Source organism: Microcoleus sp. PH2017_09_SFU_O_A (assembly GCF_020738625.1).
Taxonomy (GTDB): domain Bacteria; phylum Cyanobacteriota; class Cyanobacteriia; order Cyanobacteriales; family Microcoleaceae; genus Microcoleus.
On sequence record NZ_JAEQCF010000049.1, the window covers coordinates 79053 to 102608 of the forward strand.

At 46.6% G+C, this 23556-nt stretch carries 22 protein-coding genes and 1 other RNA gene; 6 read left to right on the forward strand and 17 right to left on the reverse strand.

The genetic code is table 11. The annotated features are described in order from the left end of the window. Positions 1-14: 14 nt before the first annotated feature. Both JGK16_RS19050 and ndhI read right to left on the reverse strand, forming a co-directional pair. Complete coding sequence (locus tag JGK16_RS19050) at positions 15-173, reverse strand: hypothetical protein (RefSeq protein WP_293176249.1); 159 nt, start codon at positions 171-173, stop codon at positions 15-17. A 33-nt stretch (positions 174-206) separates the two neighbouring features. Beyond that, positions 207-785, reverse strand: a complete 579-nt coding sequence (gene ndhI, locus JGK16_RS19055) for an NAD(P)H-quinone oxidoreductase subunit I (protein ID WP_293149617.1) — start codon at positions 783-785, stop codon at positions 207-209. A 53-nt stretch (positions 786-838) separates the two neighbouring features. Between ndhI and JGK16_RS19060 the strand changes: the two genes are divergently transcribed. After that, the gene (locus JGK16_RS19060; protein WP_293203330.1) at positions 839-1009 is read left to right on the forward strand and encodes a hypothetical protein; all 171 of its coding nucleotides are present in this window, start codon (positions 839-841) and stop codon (positions 1007-1009) included. Here the strand turns inward: JGK16_RS19060 and nuoH are convergent. The 11 genes from nuoH to JGK16_RS19115 all read right to left on the reverse strand — a co-directional run bounded on the left by nuoH (position 1006) and on the right by JGK16_RS19115 (position 11111). Beyond that, complete coding sequence (gene nuoH, locus JGK16_RS19065) at positions 1006-2124, reverse strand: NADH-quinone oxidoreductase subunit NuoH (protein WP_293176334.1); 1119 nt, start codon at positions 2122-2124, stop codon at positions 1006-1008. The genes JGK16_RS19060 and nuoH overlap by 4 nt on opposite strands. Before the next feature lie 564 nt (positions 2125-2688). Further along, positions 2689-3079, reverse strand: a transfer-messenger RNA (tmRNA) gene (ssrA, locus tag JGK16_RS19070). 349 nt (positions 3080-3428) lie between these two features. After that, positions 3429-5177, reverse strand: coding sequence for a serine/threonine-protein kinase (locus tag JGK16_RS19075; RefSeq protein WP_293191781.1), 1749 nt, complete (start codon positions 5175-5177; stop codon positions 3429-3431). Positions 5178-5296: 119 nt separating this feature from the next. Beyond that, complete coding sequence (locus tag JGK16_RS19080) at positions 5297-5560, reverse strand: Txe/YoeB family addiction module toxin (protein ID WP_006632711.1); 264 nt, start codon at positions 5558-5560, stop codon at positions 5297-5299. Then, positions 5557-5793: a type II toxin-antitoxin system Phd/YefM family antitoxin gene (locus JGK16_RS19085; RefSeq protein WP_293191771.1), complete on the reverse strand. Its 237-nt coding sequence runs from the start codon at positions 5791-5793 to the stop codon at positions 5557-5559. Before JGK16_RS19085 ends, JGK16_RS19080 begins: the two co-directional genes overlap by 4 nt. A gap of 324 nt (positions 5794-6117) precedes the next feature. Further along, entirely contained in the window at positions 6118-6336 is a 219-nt protein-coding gene (locus JGK16_RS19090; protein ID WP_293191769.1) for a hypothetical protein, read from the reverse strand. Between the two features lie 117 nt (positions 6337-6453). Then, positions 6454-7413 (reverse strand): nucleotidyl transferase AbiEii/AbiGii toxin family protein, encoded by a 960-nt coding sequence (locus tag JGK16_RS19095; protein WP_293191767.1) that lies wholly within the window; start codon positions 7411-7413, stop codon positions 6454-6456. Positions 7414-7585: 172 nt separating this feature from the next. Then, positions 7586-8236 (reverse strand): hypothetical protein, encoded by a 651-nt coding sequence (locus tag JGK16_RS19100; protein ID WP_293191765.1) that lies wholly within the window; start codon positions 8234-8236, stop codon positions 7586-7588. Between the two features lie 46 nt (positions 8237-8282). Next, on the reverse strand, positions 8283-10268 hold the full coding sequence (locus JGK16_RS19105) for a glycosyltransferase family 39 protein (RefSeq protein WP_366517167.1): 1986 nt from the start codon (positions 10266-10268) through the stop codon (positions 8283-8285). Positions 10269-10371: 103 nt separating this feature from the next. Beyond that, complete coding sequence (locus JGK16_RS19110) at positions 10372-10566, reverse strand: hypothetical protein (protein ID WP_293191763.1); 195 nt, start codon at positions 10564-10566, stop codon at positions 10372-10374. Further along, the gene (locus JGK16_RS19115; RefSeq protein ID WP_293191761.1) at positions 10542-11111 is read right to left on the reverse strand and encodes a hypothetical protein; all 570 of its coding nucleotides are present in this window, start codon (positions 11109-11111) and stop codon (positions 10542-10544) included. The genes JGK16_RS19110 and JGK16_RS19115 overlap by 25 nt, the downstream gene beginning before the upstream one ends. 394 nt (positions 11112-11505) lie before the next feature. Between JGK16_RS19115 and JGK16_RS19120 the strand changes: the two genes are divergently transcribed. Both JGK16_RS19120 and JGK16_RS19125 read left to right on the forward strand, forming a co-directional pair. Further along, positions 11506-11838 (forward strand): DUF565 domain-containing protein, encoded by a 333-nt coding sequence (locus JGK16_RS19120; protein WP_293176267.1) that lies wholly within the window; start codon positions 11506-11508, stop codon positions 11836-11838. A gap of 488 nt (positions 11839-12326) precedes the next feature. After that, positions 12327-13424 (forward strand): glycerate kinase, encoded by a 1098-nt coding sequence (locus tag JGK16_RS19125; RefSeq protein ID WP_293176269.1) that lies wholly within the window; start codon positions 12327-12329, stop codon positions 13422-13424. A 123-nt stretch (positions 13425-13547) separates the two neighbouring features. Here the strand turns inward: JGK16_RS19125 and JGK16_RS19130 are convergent, their stop codons facing one another. Continuing rightward, complete coding sequence (locus JGK16_RS19130) at positions 13548-13925, reverse strand: hypothetical protein (RefSeq protein ID WP_293191759.1); 378 nt, start codon at positions 13923-13925, stop codon at positions 13548-13550. A 321-nt stretch (positions 13926-14246) separates the two neighbouring features. Between JGK16_RS19130 and JGK16_RS19135 the strand changes: the two genes are divergently transcribed. Beyond that, positions 14247-14774 carry an orange carotenoid protein N-terminal domain-containing protein gene (locus tag JGK16_RS19135; RefSeq protein ID WP_293191757.1) on the forward strand — a complete coding sequence of 176 codons (528 nt, stop codon included), beginning with the start codon at positions 14247-14249 and terminating at the stop codon, positions 14772-14774. 158 nt (positions 14775-14932) lie between these two features. Here JGK16_RS19135 and JGK16_RS19140 read toward each other — a convergent pair whose 3' ends face one another. Both JGK16_RS19140 and JGK16_RS19145 read right to left on the reverse strand, forming a co-directional pair. Continuing rightward, positions 14933-15100 carry a hypothetical protein gene (locus JGK16_RS19140; RefSeq protein ID WP_293176276.1) on the reverse strand — a complete coding sequence of 56 codons (168 nt, stop codon included), beginning with the start codon at positions 15098-15100 and terminating at the stop codon, positions 14933-14935. Then, the gene (locus tag JGK16_RS19145) at positions 15097-16965 is read right to left on the reverse strand and encodes a PAS domain-containing hybrid sensor histidine kinase/response regulator (protein WP_293191755.1); all 1869 of its coding nucleotides are present in this window, start codon (positions 16963-16965) and stop codon (positions 15097-15099) included. The genes JGK16_RS19140 and JGK16_RS19145 overlap by 4 nt, the downstream gene beginning before the upstream one ends. Positions 16966-17358: 393 nt before the next feature. Here JGK16_RS19145 and JGK16_RS19150 point away from each other — a divergent pair, with 393 nt between their 5' ends. Further along, positions 17359-18081, forward strand: a complete 723-nt coding sequence (locus JGK16_RS19150) for a response regulator transcription factor (RefSeq protein WP_293149645.1) — start codon at positions 17359-17361, stop codon at positions 18079-18081. A gap of 616 nt (positions 18082-18697) precedes the next feature. Further along, complete coding sequence (locus JGK16_RS19155) at positions 18698-20350, forward strand: alpha-amylase family glycosyl hydrolase (RefSeq protein WP_293176280.1); 1653 nt, start codon at positions 18698-18700, stop codon at positions 20348-20350. Positions 20351-20533: 183 nt separating this feature from the next. Here JGK16_RS19155 and JGK16_RS19160 read toward each other — a convergent pair whose 3' ends face one another. After that, positions 20534-23188: an EAL domain-containing protein gene (locus tag JGK16_RS19160; RefSeq protein ID WP_293191753.1), complete on the reverse strand. Its 2655-nt coding sequence runs from the start codon at positions 23186-23188 to the stop codon at positions 20534-20536. Positions 23189-23556: the final 368 nt, after the last annotated feature.

Below are 23556 nucleotides of genomic sequence, written 5' to 3' on the forward strand. Positions count from 1 at the left end.
TATTTAATCCTTTGTTAATTGGGCATTGGCCATCGGTAATTGGGCATTGGTAATTGAGAATTGGTAATTGGCAATTGGTAATTGGCAATTGGTAATTGGTAGTTGGTAGTTGGTAATTTGTTGTTTGTTAGTTCCAATAACTTATTACCGATTCCCCATTCCCCATTCCCCATTCCCAATTACCGATTCCCCATTCCCCATTCCCATTACTTACTTTCCTGAATTTCCTCTGGGCGGAGGCCTGCACGGCGATCGGTGTAGGAAACTTCATGAGGATCCATCACACCTTTCGGCAAATAAGCGAATTCGCGCAACGGTGTCACCATCGGATCGTCTGAAACCTTGTATGGTAAACGTCCGAGGGCCACGTTGTCATAATTCAATTCATGACGTTCGTAGGCGGCTAACTCGTATTCTTCTGTCATCGACAAACAATTAGTCGGACAATATTCTACACAGTTACCGCAGAAGATACACACCCCGAAATCGATACTGTAGTGCTTGAGTTGCTTCTTCTTAGTTTCTTTGTTAAATTCCCAATCTACAACAGGTAAGTTGATTGGACATACCCGAACGCAGACTTCGCAGGAGATGCACTTGTCAAATTCAAAGTGAATTCTGCCCCGAAAACGTTCGGAAGGAATTAGTTTCTCGTAAGGATACTGCACTGTAACTGGTCGGCGTCTCATGTGATCGAAGGTCACTGCTAGTCCTTGGCCGATATACTTAGCAGCTTGAACAGTCTCTTTGGCGTATTCGCCTACTTGATTGAGGAATTTTAGCATCGTTTTCTCTCTCTGTACTTGAGTTTTTGGTAATTGCTAATTCATAATAGGTAATGAGAGTTAACAGGTATTTTTATCCGGCAATCAGGAGACGGCAGTGCCGTTTCCCTACAGTTATATCCGGCAATCAGGAGACGGCAGTGCCGTTTCCCTACAGTTATATCCGGCAATCAGGAGACGGCAGTGCCGTTTCCCTACAGCTCCCTTTACCTATTATGAATTAACCGCCAAAAGCAAAGGGAAAGGCAAGTTTCAAAGCTGCGGTCAATAGCAAGTTAACTAGAGCAACCGGAAGCAAAAACTTCCATCCCAAATCTAGCAATTGGTCAATCCGAACTCGTGGCAGAGTCCAACGGAGCAGAACTGCCAAGAACAGGAAAAAGTAGGCTTTCAACAAGGTCATTGTAATGCCCAGCGTGCCGGTAATTACCTGTAACCAAGGAGTTGTTTCGCTCAATCCCAGGGCATTTGTGATAACTCCGACGGGAATCGGGCATTCCCAACCACCGAGGTACAAAACGGCTACTAGCAGGCAAGAAAGGACGAGGTTAACGTAGGAAGCGATGTAGTATAAGGCAAATTTCATGCCTGTATACTCAGTCTGATATCCTGCTACCAATTCTTCTTCTGCTTCGGGTAAGTCAAAGGGTAAACGTTCGCATTCGGCTAGTGCTGCAATCCAGAAAATCAGGAAACCTGCGGGTTGTCGCCAGACGTTCCAGCCGATGATGCCGTAGCCGGCTTGTTGGTGTACGATGTCGATCGTACTTAAGCTGTTGGACATCATCACAACTGCCAATACTGCCAAAGCTAGGGGAATTTCGTAGCTGAGGGATTGAGCAGCGGCTCTGAGTCCGCCGAGGAGAGCGTATTTGTTGTTAGAAGCATAGCCCGACATCAGCAAGCCGATCGGCTGAATGCTAGAAAGAGCAATCCAGAGAAATATCGCTGTCCCCATATCGGCGATGAGCATATGCTCTCCGAAGGGTACGATCAAGTAGGACAGAAACACTGGAATCACGACAATTACCGGGCCGAGCGTGAACAGCAGCGCGTCAGCTTTTGCCGGTACAATGTCTTCTTTGAATACCAACTTCATGCCATCGGCAACGGGTGCTAGGACTCCCAGGGGGCCGAGAAATTCCGGGCCAATCCGCTGTTGAGCGGCGGCGGAAATTTTCCGCTCTAGCCAGACGCTAGTCAGTACCCCGAATACAGCACCGACAACCATCAGCACCATTGGCAGTGGTAGCCAAAGCACGTGGGCGATGTCCGCCGGTAAGCCCAAATTCGTCAGGGCTTCTACAAAACTTCCTTGTAAGTCAATTCCTGGGTTCATGTTTCCAGCTTTTGAGCGATCGCCATATAATTTTTCACCCGTCCTTCGTAGGAGTAGGCTTAGAGAGCGGGGACTTTGTAAAGATTTTTAATGCTTTACCGCCTAATAGTATATCGCCGGACAGGCCCCAAGAACCGATGGATGAGGTGAAATTATAGTTATCTGATCCCCAAGCTTGACTAATGGGTTGCTAACTTATGGTTGAGGAATGAAGAGGAGACGGCAGTGCCCTGTCCCTACCATGATTAATTGTAGGGACACGGCACTGCCGTCTCGTCCGTTTATATCATTGCGATACTAATGAAATTGATATGATATCAATTCCGGTTACACCAGAATGATATAGAGTCCAGGGCAGTGCCGTCTCCCTACAATATTTGTCGGTAGGGACACGGCACTGCCGTCTCCTGATTTTGGCTACTAATAATTCCGATGCTACCGGATTTGATATCACTCCTTTGAGATATAGCCCAAACAAAAAGGGCAGAGAATTAATTCTCTGCCCTTTTTATGCTTTAAAGTAACTTTCAAATGGCTTAAACCATTGATTTTACGCTACCTTTTTTATGGAACTGGGCAGAATCGAACTGCCGTCCAAAATGGGTATTTACCTTCCGATCGTTCACAGGTTTATCCCCTCTGATCCTTGGGGCGGGAACCATCTTTATCCTAAATGGGAGGATTTTCTAGTGATTGCTTTCCCGGCTAGACGACTAGAAACGTTTAGCTAGGGCATCCGTTGGGGGTTGTTATGCTGCCTTTAACGGAGTTAAGCGGCATACACTCTGAACCAAGCTAGAGAAGTTTTTAGGCTACAGCTACGGCTTTGCGAGCGAAAGGAACGATGTTGTTCGCATTTACTATTTTTTTTGAGCCGATATTAACGAGAGTAGACTCCCTCTCGACCTGCATCACGGAGCAGCTTTCGCCACCCTGTCGAAACCATTACAGCCCCTCGTGTTCTCTAATCATAGCTAATATTTTGTATAACGTCAATCGATTTTGGATTTTAGATTTTAGATTTTGGATTGAAGATTTTGGATTTTGAATTGAGGATTGGGGATTTTGGATTGGGGATTGGGGATTGTTTGGCAAATAGTAGAGGCCGCACTACCAAGAAACCGGGTTTTTTAACCGAGACAGATTCAAAAAGGTACGTAGTTGCGCTTGAGCGCTGAAGCGCAACTACGTACCTAAAAAACCTTTAAGTATTGTGACACTTGCGATCGCCAACTGTGAGAATGAGCATTTTGGGCAAATATTTTCGTTAAAAAACCCGGTTTCTCTACACCGGTGGAAGATTTCTAATGCAAAGTTTTGTCCCAGACGCCGATGTAAATTCGATCGCGATTGTTGCGTTCGATCGTCCCTTTCAACGAACCTTTCTGAAAATTAAACCGATTGGTGCGGCGCTGCTGCACGTCCCGGAACCCTTGCAAAATCTCCTTATCTGCGCCGCCCACCATGCCGTTTAACGCGGTTCGGACTACCAAATCGTCCACCGACTGGGCAAAAGAACCCTCTGTTTGCACGAGTTGTTCGGAATTGCGATCGTAAATATAGCCCAGAGTCACCCGGTTCGGCAGCAATTCATAAAGTGCGGTGCGAGTATTCGGCCAATAGCCGCGGGATTGAGAGTCTGTGGGATCTCCCAGTGCACTTACAATCTGACTTTCCGGCGTACCAACGGCAAACCCTGGGATAGTGGGAGTCTTCTGATAACCGGTTCCTGGTTGTTCGCTGGGTGGGGGCGATCGATCGGGCGGCAATTGCTTGTCAACCAGTTTTTCCGCTGGTGTGGGTTGGCCAGCCTCAGGAGTTGGAGTTGGAGTTGGAGTTGGTGCTGGAGTTGGCGCGAGAGTTGGAGTTGGCGCGAGAGTTGGAGTTGGCGCGGGAGTTTCAGCAGCAGGCGGCGGAGTTTCTTGGCGAGGGGGAATTGGTGCGGGTGTCGGAGTGGGAATTGGTGCGGGGCTGGTGCGCGCGTCTGGATCTGCGGGGGTGGAAGTGCGATCGTCCTTCGCTATTGGTGCCGGTTCCGAAGATTGTCCGTTGAGGAAAATCCTCGCAATCCCGACCAAACCACCGAATATAAGTGCGATCGCCACCAACCCCAAAATCAACCAAACCTTGCGGTTGCCGGAGCCATTCGTCACTACAGCAGGCGCTGTTCTCAGATTTGCCGGCGACTGAGGCCCGTGTCCCGGCATCACCGCCAGCGTCGGCCCGGTGTCCGACCCTGCACCCTGCCCGTGCAGCAGCGACAGCCACTCATCCACGCTAGCAGGGCGATTTTGAGCCTCTACCGTCATCCCCCGCATCACCGCTTGACTCACAGTCACACTTAAGTCAGGCCGCAAGTCGCGGGGTGAAGGCATCGGCTGGCTGGTTCGCAAAATGGCAGCCACGGGCACCCTGGCTGTGAGCAAAGTGTAAAGCGTCGCCGCTAGCCCGTAAACATCGGTAGCGGGCGTATATTTTCCTTGGGCGAAATACTGTTCTGGCGGTGCGTAACCGTCGGACACCATATTAGTGTGACTTTGAGTTGCGCCTGCTGTAAACTCGCGGGCAATGCCAAAATCGATCAGCACAACTTCCTGAGTACCTTGGCGCAACAGAATGTTTTGCGGTTTGATATCTCGATGCAGCAAACCCTTTTGATGAACTGCTTTCAAAGCAGCGCCAATTTGAGTGATGTAGAGAATTGCCAGATTTTCTGGGAGGGGATTGTTTGAACCGACGACATCGCCCAAATTCTGACCGGCTATGTAGTCCATTACCATGTATGGCTGTCCGTCTTCAATGAAGAAGTCGCTGACGCGGACTATATTCGGATGGACGCAGGAAGCCAACCGCCTTGCTTCGTCTTGAAATTTGCGATCGAACTCGGCAAATTTGGGATCGCGCCGCAGAGATTCGTTGAGGGTTTTAATAACGACGGGCTGTCCTAAATAGCGGTGATTTGCTCTGAAGGTAATTCCAAAGCCGCCTCGCCCGAGTTCTTGTTCGAGGGTATATTTTCCGCCCTGTAAACTTTTGCCGATTAGTGCGTCCATAATATGTCTAGGCGATCGCATACCAGATAATATCGCTGATTATGGCACGTCTAGTGTGGTAGTTCATCGCTCCAAATGGCGATCGTACTCCTTCGGTATTAGTTAACTTGTTAGAAACATTACTCATAATGCGTCCACATCCGCAAAATTTTTACCGTATTCTCTGACTCAATCACCTCGTACACCAGACGGTGCTGAATGTTGATTCGCCTTGAATATGCGCCTTCCAAATCTCCCACCAATTTCTCGTAGGGTGGCGGATTCTGAAACGGATTGGTTTGAATGATGTCTAGTAACTCTTGCGCTTTGTCTCGTAAATTGCTAGAAGCGAGCTTTTTGGCATCTTTCTGTGCCTGTTTGGTATATACCAGATTCCAATTCACCACTCCAACTCCCTAGCGCAATCCTCGATCGGCGTTGCCATTCCTTCCCGAATCGATTCCCGCATCCCTGGCACTGACAGTAGATATAATGTTTCCTGTACCGATGCCCAATCAGATTCAGATAATAACACTGCATTGCTAGTCTGTCCTGCAATCACAATAGGTTGATGCGACTCACTCACCGAATCTATTAACTGCTGCAATTGCTGTTGAGCTTCATTGATTGGAATCATAATTTTCCACTCGTCTAAATACGCTTTTCTAGATGATGTTGGGTGGCTGCAGACACTGCTACAACTGCCCCAGAAACTTGTCGTAGTCTGCGTGTGAACCAACCCAAAACCAGATTGCAGTGTCTCCATCCAACTGACCAACTGCTCGATAGTTTTTGCTAATTCGGGCAGACTAGATTGGTAAGTCTGGATGCACCTTCTTGAAACGCAGGCTTGGATGACTTGGGTTTTCCTTGAATTGGCGATACGCCGAGCGTGTCTGCTGTTGAACTTGTTCGGGTAAATCAGCAAATAATCTGCGGAACTCGGTTGTAGTGCGTGACTTCACAATGTTTCTGGATCGAGTTCTTGGGTTTGACCTGCATGATACTCAGCCATTGCGGTGGCTGCGAGTTTAGCAAGAGCATCTGGGGAACGGGAGAATGCTCGATCCCAGCGCCTCTCGTCTTCAAGTTCTTCCAGAATCATTGAAGCGAGGGCATCTTGCTCGCTTGCAGACAAGGTTTTCAACTTGGCGATCGCACGTTCGAGTAACTCAGTCATGGCTACCACACTTTTACAATTAAAATGGCGTCCTCTCCATTATCCATTGTTTCAGGCAGGTTGAGGGTAGCTCGAACAAATGGCAGGCTAATTATCATTATTAATAACTACGAAGGTTCAATCATCAAGGTTGGTAAATGTCGGTGCTAAGGCCCGTGAAAGCCGAGCTTGCCAATCCTTTGCCTCCCCTTCAACCCCAGGATACTCTAGCTTAAAGTTGTCCCAATCTAGATATGCTGAACACGGTGATTCTGTCCAAGGCCATCCAGATTTCCAAGAAAAGTTTGGTTTCACTGCCGCCTGATTCTTCCAATCTTCACTTGAATGAAGAACTTTATAAAGAATGTCAAAAGACAATGAAGTTTGCTCCGCTAAGAGTGTTGCATCATACAAATCTTTGCCTTGTGGATAAGTATCGGTTTCTAACCAAAGCAATTTCCATGCCAATGACAGTTCTTTAGAAGCTGCCCACACTAACCTATTTTCACCAATTGAGGAAGGGATATAGACCTGAATTGGATCGCACAATAGTTCTTCATTAAAAACCACATCCATATGCAAATCTCCTGAAGGAAAGCCGTCTGCTTTCCAAGGAAAAATAATGCGCCTACCTGATGCACGTTCATAAGTCCAAATCTCAGTTAGGGAGATTTTGTCCACGTCAATAATCGCATTACCTACATGAGGATGAGCTGAAACTATCTGAATTAATCCATTGAACAATTCTCTAGATAAAGGGGAATTGACGCTAATATCGTGAGGTATAAAAACCCAGTCTATATCACCGGGTTCTCTCGCCACATCTCCTAACCATGCTTTCAGTAATAAACTACCTCGTAAGACAAGGCGATCTTTCCAGATTGAACAACTAATAATTTGCAGCAGATAATCCATCACTTGCCGACGAATATTCAGCCATTGAGTTCTAATTTCTGGATCTTCAAATATTGGCTCTCCCAGACGAAATGCTCCCCGAAGATGCTTCTGGGGAATTAGTGCAGGCTCGAAAACTGTTGGTCGTTCAATTTTCTGACCTTGTTCTGAAACAATGATGTATGTCTTCGGATCGTATTTCATTAATCCTCCTTTATATTATGCTTGATAGTTATTAATGTAAAATTGGTGATTCTTTCCCTATTATACATCCTCTCCTCCGATTTTATATTCTGCTTGATAATTATCCGTGTAAAATTGGTGATTCTTTCCCTATTATTCGTGCTATCCTCGGATTTTATATTCTGCTTGATAATTATCCGTGTAAAATTGGTGATTCTTTCCCTTGAATCCAACCTGCGTCAAGGTCAAGATTACTATCATAGACAACAAATTCTGCTTCGACATCGATCGCTAAATATCTCAAAGTAGCGATCGCTTTTAAGAGAGTGTGAAGTTGTTGTTGAGCTTCAACACGACCAACGGAGATACAACGCTGAGTGACAAATCGCTCGTGATATTGGTCACTCCGAGTCTGGAAGAGATTACGAGAGAGATGAGCAGAATGTCTTTCGGCCAGGTCAATCAGAGGCAGAATATCAGTAGAAGGTTCAAGCAACAGTTTGATATGATGCTCAAAGTAGCGATCGCATGGATGGTTTAGTGCTTCGGCATTAGACTGCGGAACACTCTGGTTCCACTGTGGCACCTCAATTTTGATGCGTGTCACCGTGAAGCCTTCAGCATTTAGAGATTGGCTTGAATCAAATGCCGTCTTTAACTCGTTTGTCAGGCTACCTTGCCCATGCCGGGTCAACATTAGTTGAGATACAGTAACCCCACGGTCTAGAACTATATGGAGAAGTTTTAGACCATGATTAATGCCCCATTGTTCAAGCGCCTCTACTCTGTCCAAGTCCTTGAGGCCAACGGTAAGGTGAGTTTCAAATTTTCCAGTGAATTCCATGAACTCTTCCTAATAGGTCGGCTCGCCCAAACCGCAGTACAATACACTAATTCAAAAACGCCTTTCTCGGAACCCTTGCCAGTTGGTAGGCGCCGCGACTGTCCAATAGTTGATATTGATTTGGCTGCAATCCGAATTCCACAAACTTGTGTGGATATCCCAGCACGAGAATCATCGGAGAAGTGTTGTTGTTGGATTGCTCAATGTAGTCTTTCGCGCCCCTGGGAAGTCGGTAGAAAGTCACCGGATCTTGGGTGTAAAAAACTAGACTCGGTTTCCAGAAACCAATCATCATCAACTCTTCTCCCGGCTGTTTTTGTTGGACAACAACCTTCGCTAACTCTCTCAGAGGTAACTGGCGGTTGAGATCGACCAAATTGTAGGCGGGAGTCAAACCAAAGATGATAAATGCGACTAATCCGATGAAGTTAGCTACCAAAATCCAGCGTTGTTGACGTTTCCAGAGTAAAAGTGCGATCGCCCCAGCCGCCGTTATCCAAATTGCACCGCCAACCATCAGCAATCCCGACTGCTGAATTGCTTGCGGAAAATTGGGCATTGCCGGGTCATCTCCCAGCCAGTGGTAGCAGTAGAAAGTTGCTCCGGCTAGAATCAATAAAAATACGACATTAACAATGTATGTAACTAACAGTCCTCGCGGTAAAGAATTTGGTTTTTTCTCTAACTTTCCCGGTCTGTTTTGTGGTTGCTTGCCTGCAATAATATCGCTCCACAGCAGCGTTACCAAAATGGCTGTGGCGGGCAGTAAAGGCAATACATAACTGGGCAATTTTGTCACGGAGATTGTGAAAAATCCAAAGATGCAGCCGAACCAAAATAGGGCAAATAAACTTAATTGTGCCGATCGCGCTTGACGGCGCCAGTAACTGCGCTGCCAAAAACGGGTACGCGCGATCGCCACCGGCAAATAAATTGACCAAGGCGCAAAACCGACGAGCACTACAAAAAAGTAAAAATACCAAGGCGCCGAGTGCTTGTTGACTACTCCAGTAAAACGCTGGAAATTGTGATAGCCGAAAAAACTGTCAATATAAGTTTCACCGTTGGCTAAAGTAACGAGAATAAACCAAGGTAGGGCGATCGCCAAAATAATCAAGATTCCCGACAGCGGACGCATTTCGCGCCAAAGTTGCCGAAAATTTCCCAAATACAGCCCGAAGCTACCAATAATCATCGCTGGGATGACAATTCCCACAGGCCCCTTAGCCAGAATTGCTAAGGCAATTAGTACGTAACAAGTCAAATACCATTTATTGGGAAATCGCCCAGCAGAAATGGTGGAAAGTTCTGCTTTTTCTCTCTGTTCTTCTAGCGTGTAACCGAGAAAAAATGCCAAAAGTGACGAACAAATACAGGCAACTAATAGCATATCAGAAACGCCAGTCCGCCCCCAGGCAATAGTTTGGGGATTTAAAGCTATTAATGCCGCACCAATCCAAGGAGTAGAAAGAAAGAGGGGGAGATTGGGAGATTGGGAGAATTTTGCTTCTTCCTCATTCACTCTTCCTTCTTCCTCATTGACTCTTCCTTCTTCCTTCTTCCTTCTTCCTTCTGTTTTCGATAGAGTGTAGAATCCGAGGCAAGTCAGGGCGATCGCACAAAAAGCCGACGGAAGGCGCACAGCCCACTCGTTAACGCCCAGAGTGTGGTAAGCCACCGCCATCAGCCAGTAAATCAACGGCGGCTTGTCAAACCTGGTTTCGCTGTTGAAATAAGGAGTGATCCAATCCCCTGTCACCGTCATTTGACGGGCGGCTTCAGCAAACAGCGGTTCGGTTTCGTCAACTAAGCCGATGTTGCCTAAATTCCACAAGAAAGCTACCCAGGCGATCGCGCACAGCCACAACACCGATAGCAACAAAGGTACCATCGGCCGATGCCTGTAATATTCTGACAAATTTTTAATAACTTCCTTCACCCAAACTTCCTGCGATTTTAGATTTAAAATTTTAACTCGAATACAGAGTCTACCGAAAGATTCGCCCGATCGAAACTGGGAATTCGATCGCACCCCCTTCAACTCACATCTTATACCGTTCTCAACAATAGCCTAGCAACCCGGTTTCTCAACCAAAATATCCGGGCCACCTCAGTAAGATCCACTTAATCAAATGTCACATATCGATCGATCCAGCTTGCCATGTATGTCTTCTTCCCTCTTCCCTCTTCCCTCTTCCCTCTTCCCTCTTCCCTCTTCCCTCTTTCCTTCTTCCCTCTTCCTTCTTCCTTCTTTCTTCTTCCCTCTTCCTTCTTCCTTCTTCCTTCTTCCTTCTTCCTTCTTCCTTTACGGCTGCAAAGTTAATTGCCATTCTTCGGCTTTGGGATTCCAAGCGGGCGAGGCTGTCTCCCCGGCGACGTAAGGCCCCCAGTAGCGGCGGGAACCATCCTGAGCAAAAACCACCAGAATGTCTCCCTGTTTGACTTTTAACTTGCCCTCCGGCAGCGATAGCATCAGTCCCTTACCGCCACCTTCCCCCGGCGCAAAATCCCAGTGGGCCGGTTTTCCGTAGGATTTCTCGGTTTGCCGTTTCGACAGCAAGGCCACTCGCACTGGGTGTTCGCTGCGGTTGCTGACTCGCAAACTGCCGGCAGCTTTGCCATTGACAGGGATTGAGGAATTGCTTTCTTCCTCTGCTTCTGGGGGTAACTCGGGTTTGGGCTTGCTAGCGGTGTCTGCGGCACCTGTCGCGACTCTCGAAACCGGGGGTGTTGGGGGGAGTGCGGTGGCTGCTGAGGGCAAATCGCTCGATCGATTTGCACCGTTGGAGATGGTGATTTCAAAACGTCCGAGAAACATTCCTGTAAATAGAACGATCGCCATTCCAATTAATATCTGGTAATTTTGAAGTTTCATAAATTTTATGCTTAAAGGATAGACTGCACCCCTGCAATTAGTCCTACCAATCTTGAATGTAGAATCCGGGGCTACTGTGCCACAAGATACAGCTACACTTAATTACTTGACGGTTCGGGGCTATAAAGCTCCAGATCGCTCAATACCATTTTAGATGTTAAATTTGAGACTTGACATTGCCGGATACTGATCCGGTAAGGATTTGGGGTTGTTGGCGATCGGCATTTTTTAACCCCGCTCAAAAACAGCTACAAGCCCCGATACTCTTGAGGATCTAGCCAAAAACTTGAGACTCCTGTTCAATCTCCCAGCAGATTCAATCCTGCAAGTAAATCTAAAATCTAAAATCTAAAATCTAAAATCGACTCACTCATCCGCATAACTTTTAACTTTTATGCAGAATACCCGAATTAACAGATTGATTGATGTTCTGGGCGAGCAATTTGCACGCTGGGCTAGCAATCCTTGGCGGCGGATTTCGCTGCTGGTAATTAGCCTGCTGTTCGGCAATTTTTTGGGAACTGCTCTTTCGACGATCGCCGGACAAGCCGCTAATTGGGATATTATCGTAGCCGGGATGTTGGTGTTGTTCGCCGAGTTGGCGAACCGACTGGTTTACAGCAGCAGGCGGCTGGTGGCTGGTGCTTTGTGGGTGGAAATGCTCAATGCTCTAAAAATTGGCGTGACTTACAATTTATTTGTAGAAGCTTTCAAACTTGGCTCTTAAAAAATGGTAAAATATTTGTCGCTTGCAGATATTATTTGCCTAAAACTAGCCTCCCCTTAGAAAGTTTTGATACAAGTTTAAAAAAATAATTCCAGTCCGCGCAGCCTCCCAACTCATACAGAATTTTTGAATTAGACCTCTTGCACAATAGCTAGGAACGGGCAAGATGCCCGTTCCACAATTTTTTTTTCTGTGGAATGGGCATCTTGCCCGTTCCAAAATGTGATTAAAACGACTTTTGTAAGATATCTATTATTAAATCATATCGTGTCTGATCGATTAATCGCAGTAAAATTAGTTCGTAGTGCGGACTGAAGTCCGCAGCGTGAAAGCGGACTGAAGTCCGCACTACAAACAGTAAAATTAGTTCGTAGTGCGGACTGAAGTCCGCAGCGTTAGAGCGGACTGAAGTCCGCACTACAAACCATTTTTGTTATGGTAATCGACTCGATATAATATCATCCCATTATCCAATCCTAAAATCTACAATGGTTGGCTCGACTTTAACGCCTGTTGAAATTTTACACCGCTGGCGATCGGGCGATCGCCCGATCGCTCCCGATTTCGATCGCCTCGCCTGTTGGGAACTTGCCGACGATCTGCGATCGCGCGCTTTTAACATTACTCCTGACAACGCAGCCGATGTTGTCCGCCACAAAACCGATTTATTCCTGTCTGTACTCGATCGACTGCATACTTTCCCCGTCAAGTCAAGTGTTTTTCTAGAAAGTTTGTGGAATCTGTGGCTGCCACTGGCGATGCAATTATCGACTGAAAAACAAAGTTTAAACCGGACTTTAATTCAAGGAATTTTAGGAGTCCAAGGAACGGGAAAAACTACTTTATGCCAAGTTTTGAGGCTGATGCTGGGAAAATTGGGATATTCCACAGTCAGCCTTTCTTTAGACGATCTTTACAAGACTTATGCCGATCGCCAAAATCTCCAACAAGCTGACCCGCGTTTAATTTGGCGCGGCCCCCCCGGCACTCACGATATTGACTTGGGAATCTCCGTTTTAGACCAGTTGCGCGCTTCTCACACGGGGGAATTAGCAGCATTTGACAGTCAAAAAATAGAAATTCCCCGGTTTGAAAAATCAGCCTGGGGAGGTGCGGGCGATCGAAGTCAATCAGAACTTATTTCCGGTGCGGATATTGTACTGTTTGAAGGTTGGTTTGTCGGCGTAAATCCAGTCGCCGATCGCAAATTGAACGAGTTTTTGGCGGCGGCGCCGTTTCCGATTTCCACAGAGGGCGACTGTCAGTTTGCGCGCGATATGAATGCGAAGCTGCACGACTATTTGCCACTGTGGAACCGATTAGATCGGTTGATGGTTTTGTATCCCCGAGATTATCGCCTTTCTCAAGTGTGGCGCAATCAGGCGGAACGGGAAATGATGGCTGCGGGGAAGTCGGGAATGTCAGAGTCGGAAATTAATCGGTTTGTGGAATATTTCTGGAAAGCACTGCATCCTGAGTTATATATTCAGTCGATGCTTGAGGGCGATGGCGTGGATTTGGTGGTGGAAATTTTGCCCGATCGCGCGATCGGCAAGATTTGTCGTGCGATCGACTTGATACATTAGCAATACCAATTTTAAACAAATTAGGTACGTAGTTGCGCTTCAGCGCTCTTTGCTAATATCAGGAAAGAGCGCTGAAGCGCAACTACGTACCTTAGAGGGCTAAATTTAAGTCTCGATTCTAAATTAACTGCCGGGAGTACCCATTTCGATCGCCTTTTGCACCAAATCGTCCGTAACATTGCCCGGTGCACCTGTGCGGTTAACTTCCTTAGCCATCGCTAAAAAATCATCGGGATTTCCCTGTGCATCCGCCGGCATAGGAATTTCTTGAGGGGCGGGAATCTCAAATTTAGGCGCAGTTGCAGCAGCGGCAGCTTCGGCGCCGGCACTCGTGCGATCGATATCGCTAACGCTGAATTCTTTTGAAGCTTCGTAGTCGGCTGATACATTAACCTCAGGCAACTTTTGTTCTCCAGCTTCTACGCTTTCAGTTATCTGTTGAGCATCAAATGTTTGAGTGTTATCTAATTCTGTATTCACTTGAGGATTAACTTCAGACATAGCCGACTCCTTGTTACTTTTATTTAACAATTCAATATAATTATTGTCGCTAAAATTCCTATTATTTTCATCTTCCCGCAGATGTATTGTTGGCTTCTATCTCAAGGATGATTTATTTTAAGACGTTGGCTCAGCATTACACCAGTTTCCGAAAACAAGACAACTCTCTGCAAGCTCAAAACCCTTATGAAATAAGTCATTTCAAAATCTAAAATCTAAAATCTAAAATCTAAAATCGCATTACCTCTCGGGGATGGTGACTTGTACCTACAAATGTTGATATTTATATATTCTGGAAGCATTTTTAAGGAATTTTAACTTATGAACTCACCCGCCGCGACCAATACTCACGCTCTCTCAGACGATACTCAAAACATGGTTGATAAAATAAACGGTTTGGGTACAGATGAAAAACTGGCACTGCTCTACTTTATTTATGAAAAAATGGGAGACTCAATTACACCAGCCGCTCCCACTGCTGCGGAACCAGAGTTAGCTCCCATGTTGCTAAATGATTTTTACAACCTTTCCCACGACCAACAACTGAATATAATGCGAGGTATTGTCAACGGTGACGACACGCCTTATTCTCGCGCTTACGGAGCTTTAACTGCTAACAATCAGTTGCTGGTTTGGTATGCTTGGGCTATTGATATGGGGGATAAAATTGTCGATATCCCCGAAGGATATGAGGCAACTGAGGCTGTGAATGGCGTGTTAGATCAAATTGAAGGTCTGGAGTTTGAACAGCAAATTTCGGTGCTGCGCGATGTAGCTAATAATATGGGCTACACCGATGTTAAACCAATTGCTACTCAGGCTCAAGTTGGGAAAACTTCTAGTCTTTAGATCGGACTTTGCTAAAGCCCTCACTATAAAATTGATTGCAGGTTCGTAGTGAGGACTTCAGTCCTTTCCATTCCTAAGCGGTAAGGTGCACACCGTACTGATATCAATTCCGGTTACACCGGAATTGCAGAGGAGACGGCAGTGCCGTTTCCCCACAATTAATAGCGGTAGGGAAACGGCACTGCCGTCTCCTCATTTCGGCTACTAATAATTCCGATGCTACCGGATTCGATAATTCGATATTCGATATTCGATATGACCTTCGTTAAATCCGTTACATCCGTTCCAAAATCGGTTGCCGAACTTGCTTCTGCTATCAATATCAAAAATGTTTGCAGTCAGCAATTGACTTTTTGGGGTTAATTTTTCGCGGGATTTCGATCGCAAATCTCGAACCTTTTTCTAGTTGACTTTCGACCGTAATTGTGCTGTTCATTATCTTGACTAACGAGGCACTAATCGCTAGTCCTAAACCAGTGCCTGGATATGGGCGGGTTGTGCTTTGGTCGGCTTGATGGAATTTGTCGAAAATGTGGGGCAGATCTGTTTCGGAAATGCCGATTCCTGTATCCCGAACGGTGATAATTAGCCGATCGCCCTCTAATTCCCCTACCTCAATGCAAATGCAGCCCTGATGAGTGAATTTAACCGCGTTGGAAATCAGATTCACCAAAACTTGCCGCAGCCGCAACTTGTCATTAACGATACACCGATCCTGCAAGCCCACGCAGACGGACATTGCCACATTCTTTTCGGTAGCTTGATTTCCGAATTCCAGAGCCACATCCATTACTAAATGCGCTAAATCAAATTCTTCAATTTCTAATTCGGTGCGACCGCTCTCGATTTTGGAGAGGTCGAGGATATCGTCGAGCAGGACTAGCAGGTTTTTGCCGTTATTTAAAATTCGCCCCACCATATCTATTTGCTGCGCGCTCAGCAGTTGTTTGTGCTGGCGCAGCAGCAATTGGGAAAAGCCGATAATCGCATTCATGGGAGTTAGCAATTCGTGGGACATGGTGGCCAAAAATTGCGATTTTAACTTTGCTGCTTCTAGCAGTTGCAATTTTTGCTGTTGAATGCGCCGCCCCTGATTTTCCAGTTCTTCCTGTTGGCGAATTAGCAGCTCGTTTTGCAAGTCTAAAAGTTGTTCCTGCTTTTTTAATTTTTCGATCGCCCGCGCGCTGTTAATTGCGATCGCAGCTTGTCTTCCCATCACCGCCAGCAGTTGCACAGATCCGCTGTCAATAGCCGTCCTGTCTTGGACGTTACCGATCGCCAAAACGCCCAAACGCCCGGTTTCCCGCGACTCGATCGCCGCAGCACAGGCCGCCGCCGGCACTCCTGGGCCAGACTCAGAGCGCCACAGTTGAGACTCTCCCGTCGCAAACGCTTTCAACAGCAGCTTGTCTTGTATCTGCGGGGTTCTGCCCGCAGAAAAGTTGGCCGCGCCCCCGACAGCGCTGAGTTTGAGGCCGCTGGAATCGCACTCCGGGAGCGCCACCAGGCAAAATTCAGCTCCGGCGATCGCCTCCACAGTCGCGTCTGCGATCGCTTGCAACAACTCGCACAAGTTACCGTTGCGCTGGCTCAACAAATTTGTAAACCGCTCGATCGCCTGCAAATCACTCCCTGCGTCTATTTTGCCCAAATTTTTGCCTGTGAAGTTAACTTCCGGACACGCTTGGCGGCGCCAAATTTCTGCTTCTGCTGCGAGCGAGCCTTGAGTTTGTGCGATCGCCTCCATATCTGTGTAAGTTCCCACCCACTCCAAAACATCATGACTGTCAGGGTTGGCGGGCGATCCTCTGGCCAAGTTCCAGCGGTAAGTGCCCTCTTGCGCCCGGAGACGAAATTGTATTTCGTAACTTTGGGGCGGCCCAGCATCCGGGCGCGATCGCGCCAACAGACGAGCGCAGTCTTCTGGGTGAACCTGCGCCAGATAGCCGAAACCCAATGCTGCTGCTACTGGTACCCCCGTGTACTCCTCCCAGCGCTCGCCTAAATAAGTCGCCCAGCCGCTGGCATTTGCTTTCCAAACTATATGAGGAATTGCCGACCACAGGCGATCGTTCAGAGTTTCGCCGTCGCAAACTAGGTGTTGGGGGGCTGTTATTTCTGATACCTTGTATAGTATTTCCGCGTCGGAAAAGTCCGAGCGAAAAGAGTTATTGGCGTGATAGTGAGTCATAACTGGTTTTATAAATAAGCATTCAACTTGAGCCCTAACACCGGCTCAAGACTCGTGCTGCTAGCTTTATTAATTTTGACGGCCAATGTGCATCAAAAGTTTTTATACTTTAAATCTATCTCGGTAGTGATATCTTTACCTCTATCAAGGGGCGGACAATGGGATAATTCAGTTACACTGTTTAAACATTGAGAGCTTACCTGTCCCGATCGCGCTTTCCCCGCGCCGCAAAATAATTTAAAAATTTACTTGCAATCTTGGCGGCTGCATGAGTATGCTGGAAAAAGATGTGCGGGCTGTCAAACCCTAAATCAGGACACATTCTCAAATTTACTCAGTTTGGCTGAGTCACTTGACGATATTTTAAAAGTTTAGCGGACTATTGGAAGAAAGATGAGTAAAATTCGCGTTGCTTTAATAGAAGACCACGACCTGACAAGAGTCGGCATCCGCACAGCTTTACAACAGCGTGACACCATAGAAGTTGTCGGGGATGCAGCTAACGCTACAGACGGATTGAAACTGCTTCAGTCTACCAAACCTGACGTGGCAATTGTAGACATTGGCTTGCCAGATTTTGACGGCATTGAACTGACACAAAAATTCAAAAAATCGATAGCAGCCGACTCCGATCCCGATACCAAAGTTTTGATTCTGACTTTTCAAGACAACGAAGAAGAAGTTCTGGCAGCTTTTGCCGCCGGAGCTGACTCTTACTGCATGAAAGATATCAGCTTCGACCAGTTGTTGGACGTAGTAAAAGTAACCCATGAAGGTAACTCTTGGATCGATCCGGCGATCGCTCGTATCGTGCTGAAACAAGCTCGCACTAAGGAGTCGGCTCCAGAAGAGCCGAAGCCTGAGGGCAAAAGAGTCACAATTAAGGCTGCCGAACCCGAGTTCAGTCACATCATTGAAACTTACCCTTTAACCGAGCGGGAGTTAGAAGTTTTGGAACTGATCGTGCAGGGTTACAGCAATGCTGCTATCGCCGAAAAGCTGTACATTACTGTCGGTACAGTCAAGACTCATGTCCGCAATATTCTGAACAAGCTGTGCGCTGACGATCGCACTCAGGCGGCCGTTCTCGCCCTGCGTTCTGGCTTGGTTGGATAAAGCCTCACCAGCAGGCAAAAGCAAGTTAAAAGTAGGGTGCGCCCGCGCACCTTACGCATTAATTTTAGGATGCGTACTGCGCGCCGACCGACTAATTGTTGGCGCTTGTATAGGGTATTATTCGGCGCACTTTACTGCCGAAGATATAGGCTTAAATCTCAGAATCGCCAGCCGAATAATCTGATGTTTTAAAAGCTATATTTAAGTCCGCATCTATCCTTGTGCAGATATTGAAGATCATCTTTTTCTGTGTAAATCTACCTTAAGATAGATGCCAAATACTTCTCAGATTATTAATACTTATACTTGAGCAAGGTAAAGTTATATATAACAACCGCACCGGACGTTTAGAACGTTCTTAATTGCTCAAACCATTGGTTTTCTTCCTTATTTCTTCTTCTTCCTTCTTCCTTCTTCCTTCTGATAAAATTCCGATCGCACTGTCGGTATGGCGCGATGTCACTTCATAAAATGCGTAGGCTCGGCCAGATACTCATACTTTTAGGAATAGTTAAGCACTTACATAAATTATATCCGCAGAGTGATGCCAGAGTTCGCTTCAATTTGCGAGATTAAAACTATCTACTGCTACTGAAAAATCTTAAAAAGAGGCATTATGAGCGCTCCAATTGAATTCCAGTTATTTGCTCCCTACAACAAAGGAGCTGCCTTGATGGGGTCTTTTTCTAATTGGGAAGAAATTCCGATGGCAAAGGACGAAGAAGGTTATTTCCGCACGCGAGTTGAGTTGGAGGATGGCGTTTATCAATACAAATTTCGCGTGCAGTCCAAAAGCTGGTTTCTGGAGGCAGATCAGTGGGTAGATGTGGTAGATCCCTGCGCGACTGATATCGACGATCCCACTCAAAACGGCGCGATCAGAATCAAAGATGGCGATCGCATCGTGGATACCTACGTGTGGCAGCACGATGACAAACCGCTACCAGCCGATCGAGAATTAGTAATCTACGAAATGCACGTTGCCGACTTTTCCGGTGGCGAAGCCGATCCCCTCGCCCGCGGCAAGTACGAGCACGTCGTCGAAAAACTCGATTATCTAGTCGAACTCGGCGTTAACGCGATCGAACTCATGCCCCTCAAAGAATACCCAGGCGACTACAGTTGGGGCTACAACCCGCGCTACTTCTTCGCTGCGGAGTCCAGCTACGGCACCACCGAACAACTCAAAAACCTGATAGACGAGTGTCACGGGCGCGGAATTCGCGTCATCATCGACGGGATTTACAACCACTCCGAATCATCCAGCCCCCTCACCCAAATCGATCACGATTATTGGTACCACCACGCCCCCCGCGATCCAGACAACAATTGGGGCCCAGAATTCAACTACGAATTTTACGACGAAAACTTAGGAACTTACCCGGCGCGCAAATTCATCGGCGATACAGTCCGCTATTGGATTCAAGAATACCATCTCGACGGCATTCGTTTCGACGCAGCCCGACAAATTGCCAACTACGATTTCATGCACTGGATAGTTCAAGAAGCCAAAAATGCTGCTGGCCCAAAACCCTTTTACACCGTTGCCGAATACATTCCCGAAACTCCCAGCATCACCAATATAGACGGCCCGATGGACGGCTGCTGGCACGACAGTTTCTATCACTGCATAGTCGAACATATCTGCGGCGATACCTTTGATTTAGAACGGCTCAAAGATGCGATCGACTGCAAGCGGCAAGGCTTCTTGGGTGCTACCAATGTAGTGAATTATCTGAGCAATCACGATCACGATCGCGTATTCTCAGAATTGGGCGATCGCGGGATTTTGGATGAACCAGCATTCAAGCGGGCGAAGTTGGGTTCTGTATTGTTAATGACAGCAGTTGGCGTACCGCTGATTTGGATGGGCGAAGAATTTGGCGAATACAAAGCCAAAACGATCGAGCAAGCAAAAATTGACTGGACGCTGCTGGGAAATGACATGAATAAAGGTTTGTGGGAATACTACAAAGGCTTGATTCACCTCCGCAAAAACAACCAAGCACTTTACACCGAAAACATCGACTTTTTCCACGAAGATCCCGACTCGAAAGTGTTTGCTTACACTCGCTGGAACGATGAAGGTTCGAGAGTTGTAGTAGTTGCGAATCTGTCGGAAAATTATCTAGCGGGTTACAGCGTTCCCCACTTCCCAGCAAACGGAACGTGGCACGAATGGACGGGCAATTATGATGTGGAATCTGGCGATGACAATATTACGATTGACTTGCCGGAATACGAAGCCAAAGTGTTTGTTTGGCAGTAATCTGTTAGGTAGGTTGTTGGGCTTGGGCCCTCTGATTATATATATGAAAGAGCGTTTAGGTACGTTGTTGGGCTTCAGCCCTCTGATTATATATATGAAAGAGCGCCCAAGCGCAACAACGTACCTTTATTTAGGGTTACTTGCGAGGAATTTTATTTTTTACACGCACCATAGCAGTATTTCTCATTGTGAATCTAAACTACATATTTTACTCAGTTGATTTTCTAGATACAATTGGGTTGCGGCCGCCGCCGGTATGGGTTTGCTAAAGAAGTAACCCTGACCCATATCGCATTGAAGCGATTGCAAAAATGCCAACTGTTCTGCTGTTTCCACTCCCTCAGCAATCACCTGTAAATTCAGGCCCTGTCCCAGGGCGATCGCCACTTTCACAATCGTAGCACCGCTGTTGCCGTTGAGCAAATCTGCCACGAAGGATTTATCTATTTTTAAATTATTCAGTGGGAAGTTTTTCAGAGACCACAGCGAAGAATAACCTGTGCCAAAATCGTCCAGAGAAATTTGAATTCCCATTTGCTGCAACTCCTGCAATACCGACACCGTAAAATTTACATCTGTCATGGCAACTGTCTCGGTAATTTCTATTTCTAAATACTCGGGATTTAACTCGGTTTCTGACAAGATTTTAGCAATGGTTTCTACCGTGTTAGCTTGTAGAAACTGACGACCTGATAAATTCACAGCTACCCGTACTGGCGGCAATCCCAATAACTGCCACTCTCGATTTTGCAAGCAAGCTGTCCGCAGTACCCATTCGTCAATTTGGCAGATTAATCCTGTTTCCTCAGCTAAGGGAATAAATCGATCGGGAGGAATCAAACCGCGTTCGGGATGCTCCCAGCGAATCAGAGCTTCCATGCCGACTATTTGGCAAGTATTTAAGTTGATTTGCGGTTGATAGTGCAGCACAAACTCTGATTGTTTCAAAGCTTTGTAAAGCTGATTTTCTAAATTGAGTTCTTCAGAGACTTGATTGCCGATCGCCCGCGTGTAAAAATGATAATTGTTCCGACCTTTCTGTTTAGCTTTGTACATCGCAGCATCAGCATTTTTCAGTAAGGTTTCTGCATCTTCTCCGTCATAAGGAGCCAAAGCAATTCCCAAACTAGCCTTAGTATAAAGTTCCCGACCGTCAAAATCAAAAGGAGTGCTTAAACTCTGGATTATTCGCTGGCAAACCTTAGTTGCGTCCTCGGGGCTGTTGATATTGTACAGCAGCAAAGTAAATTCATCCCCGCCCCAACGGGCGATGGAATCCCCGAGGCGCAAACAGTTAGTCAAACGCCGAGATACACCTTTCAGCAACTGGTCGCCCACTGGGTGGCCGAGAGTATCGTTAACATTTTTAAATCTGTCTAAGTCTAGAAATATCACCGCCAACATTTCTGCATTCTGGTGAGCGTTAGCTAAAGCTAAAGATAGCCTTTCATTAAACAGTAATCTATTCGCTAAACCTGTTAAGGGGTCGTGAGAAGCTTGATGTCGCATCATCGCCTCGACGCGCCTCTGCATGGCAGCCATGTACAGGTGAGTTCCTAATGATTTTGCTAGTTTCTGTTCCTCGCTGCTCCACTTTTGAGCTTCGCCGATTTTGATTTCTTTCCAAGCTGCAAAGGACTGTCGGGGTCGATCGCTCCGGGCGTCGGAACTGCAACGGCCAGCCCACAAAATTTCGGTTTCTACGGCTGCGCGAAAAATGGTGAGACAGCCGATGCACTGTTGGCGGTATTGCAGCGGTACTGCCAAAAATGACCGAATGTCAGCTTCGAGAAAATTTGCAGATAAAGATTTGACTTGAGGTTCTTGAGCAATATCGGAAATCGCGTACAAGTGCGGGACGATTAAATTAGAAATATTTGTATCAATTGAACTGTAATGCTCGGAATATAGATTTTGATAAATGCCTAATTGGCTGGTACTGTCGGCAGTTTTTGGTTGCTCGTCTTGGTTGGCCCACCCCATGATCTGCTGCCAAAACTCGGTGAGTTCGAGATTGGTGTCTGGAGGCTGCTGCCCGCAGGTATAAAGTTTAGCCGGCCGATCGCCAAATTCGGCGGCAATGTACAAGCGTCCTCCCGAACCGTCCAAATGCTTGACACTTTGTTCGAGAACTGCTTGCCGAATTTCGTTTAGTTCCAGAGGAGAGTGCAGCAAACTGCTAATTTGGTTGACAACGGCTTCGTCGCGCGCTTGCTGTCGGGCTTGAGTGAGGAGAAAAGATTGGGCGATCGCAATTGAAAGCTGATCCACAAGCAACTGTACCATGTTCAATTCTCGATCGCTAAACCGTTTGGGTTGACTGTGGTGACAGGCCAGCAGCCCCCAAAGTTGATTTTGATGTACGATCGGCACCGTCAGAGAAGAACGCACCCCCATAGCCTCCAGATATTCTGCGTGACAGGGGTCTACAGGACAATAGCGAATATCTTCAACCGCTAAAGTTTGGCCGGTTTCGGGACAATCTAAGCGATTAATTATTTTATGCTGCAATCCCACATCTACAATCACTCGCTGCCGCGCTTTGACAAACATTTCGCGCGCACTAGGCGGAATGTCCCCCGCAGGAAAGCGCAAACCCAGCAGAGATGGCACATTTTCGCCGTTGATGGCCTCGGCAATCACCTCGCCGCTACCGTCTGCATCAAAGCGATAAACTTTTACCCGATCGCTTCCTAAAAAGCTGCGGATTTCTCGCGCCGTTGTCGTCAAAATCTCTTGCAGTTCTAAAGAGTTGCGGATGCGATTGGTAATTCGATTGAGTAAAATCTCTTGTTTTAAATTCGCTCTTGACGTTTGTCTAACTCTTCTGCGGGCCATCCCTTTTAATCTCCAGGGCAATTGACAGCATTTTTGCGAGCCACCTTGTTAACTCGTCCTGAACTATAGACTACAACACTTTCGCTCAGTCTGTGGGATTTACGCAACCAGAGAGCCAGAAACCCAGTTTTTATGAATATTTCTGGTTTTCCCACAAATTTTGGGTACTAAGGAATGAAAATTAAATAACTTACAGTTTTTATTAGACCTCTTGCAAAATAATTTTATGATATAATGGAAAGTTTTGCTTTACTGGATTGAATCCCAACTCTTAACTTATGTTTACTTTTGCCTTACTAGAAACAGGATAAGATACTAGAAACTTATATTGGTTGTTACACAATCAGTAAATCATGAAAAATCAATCT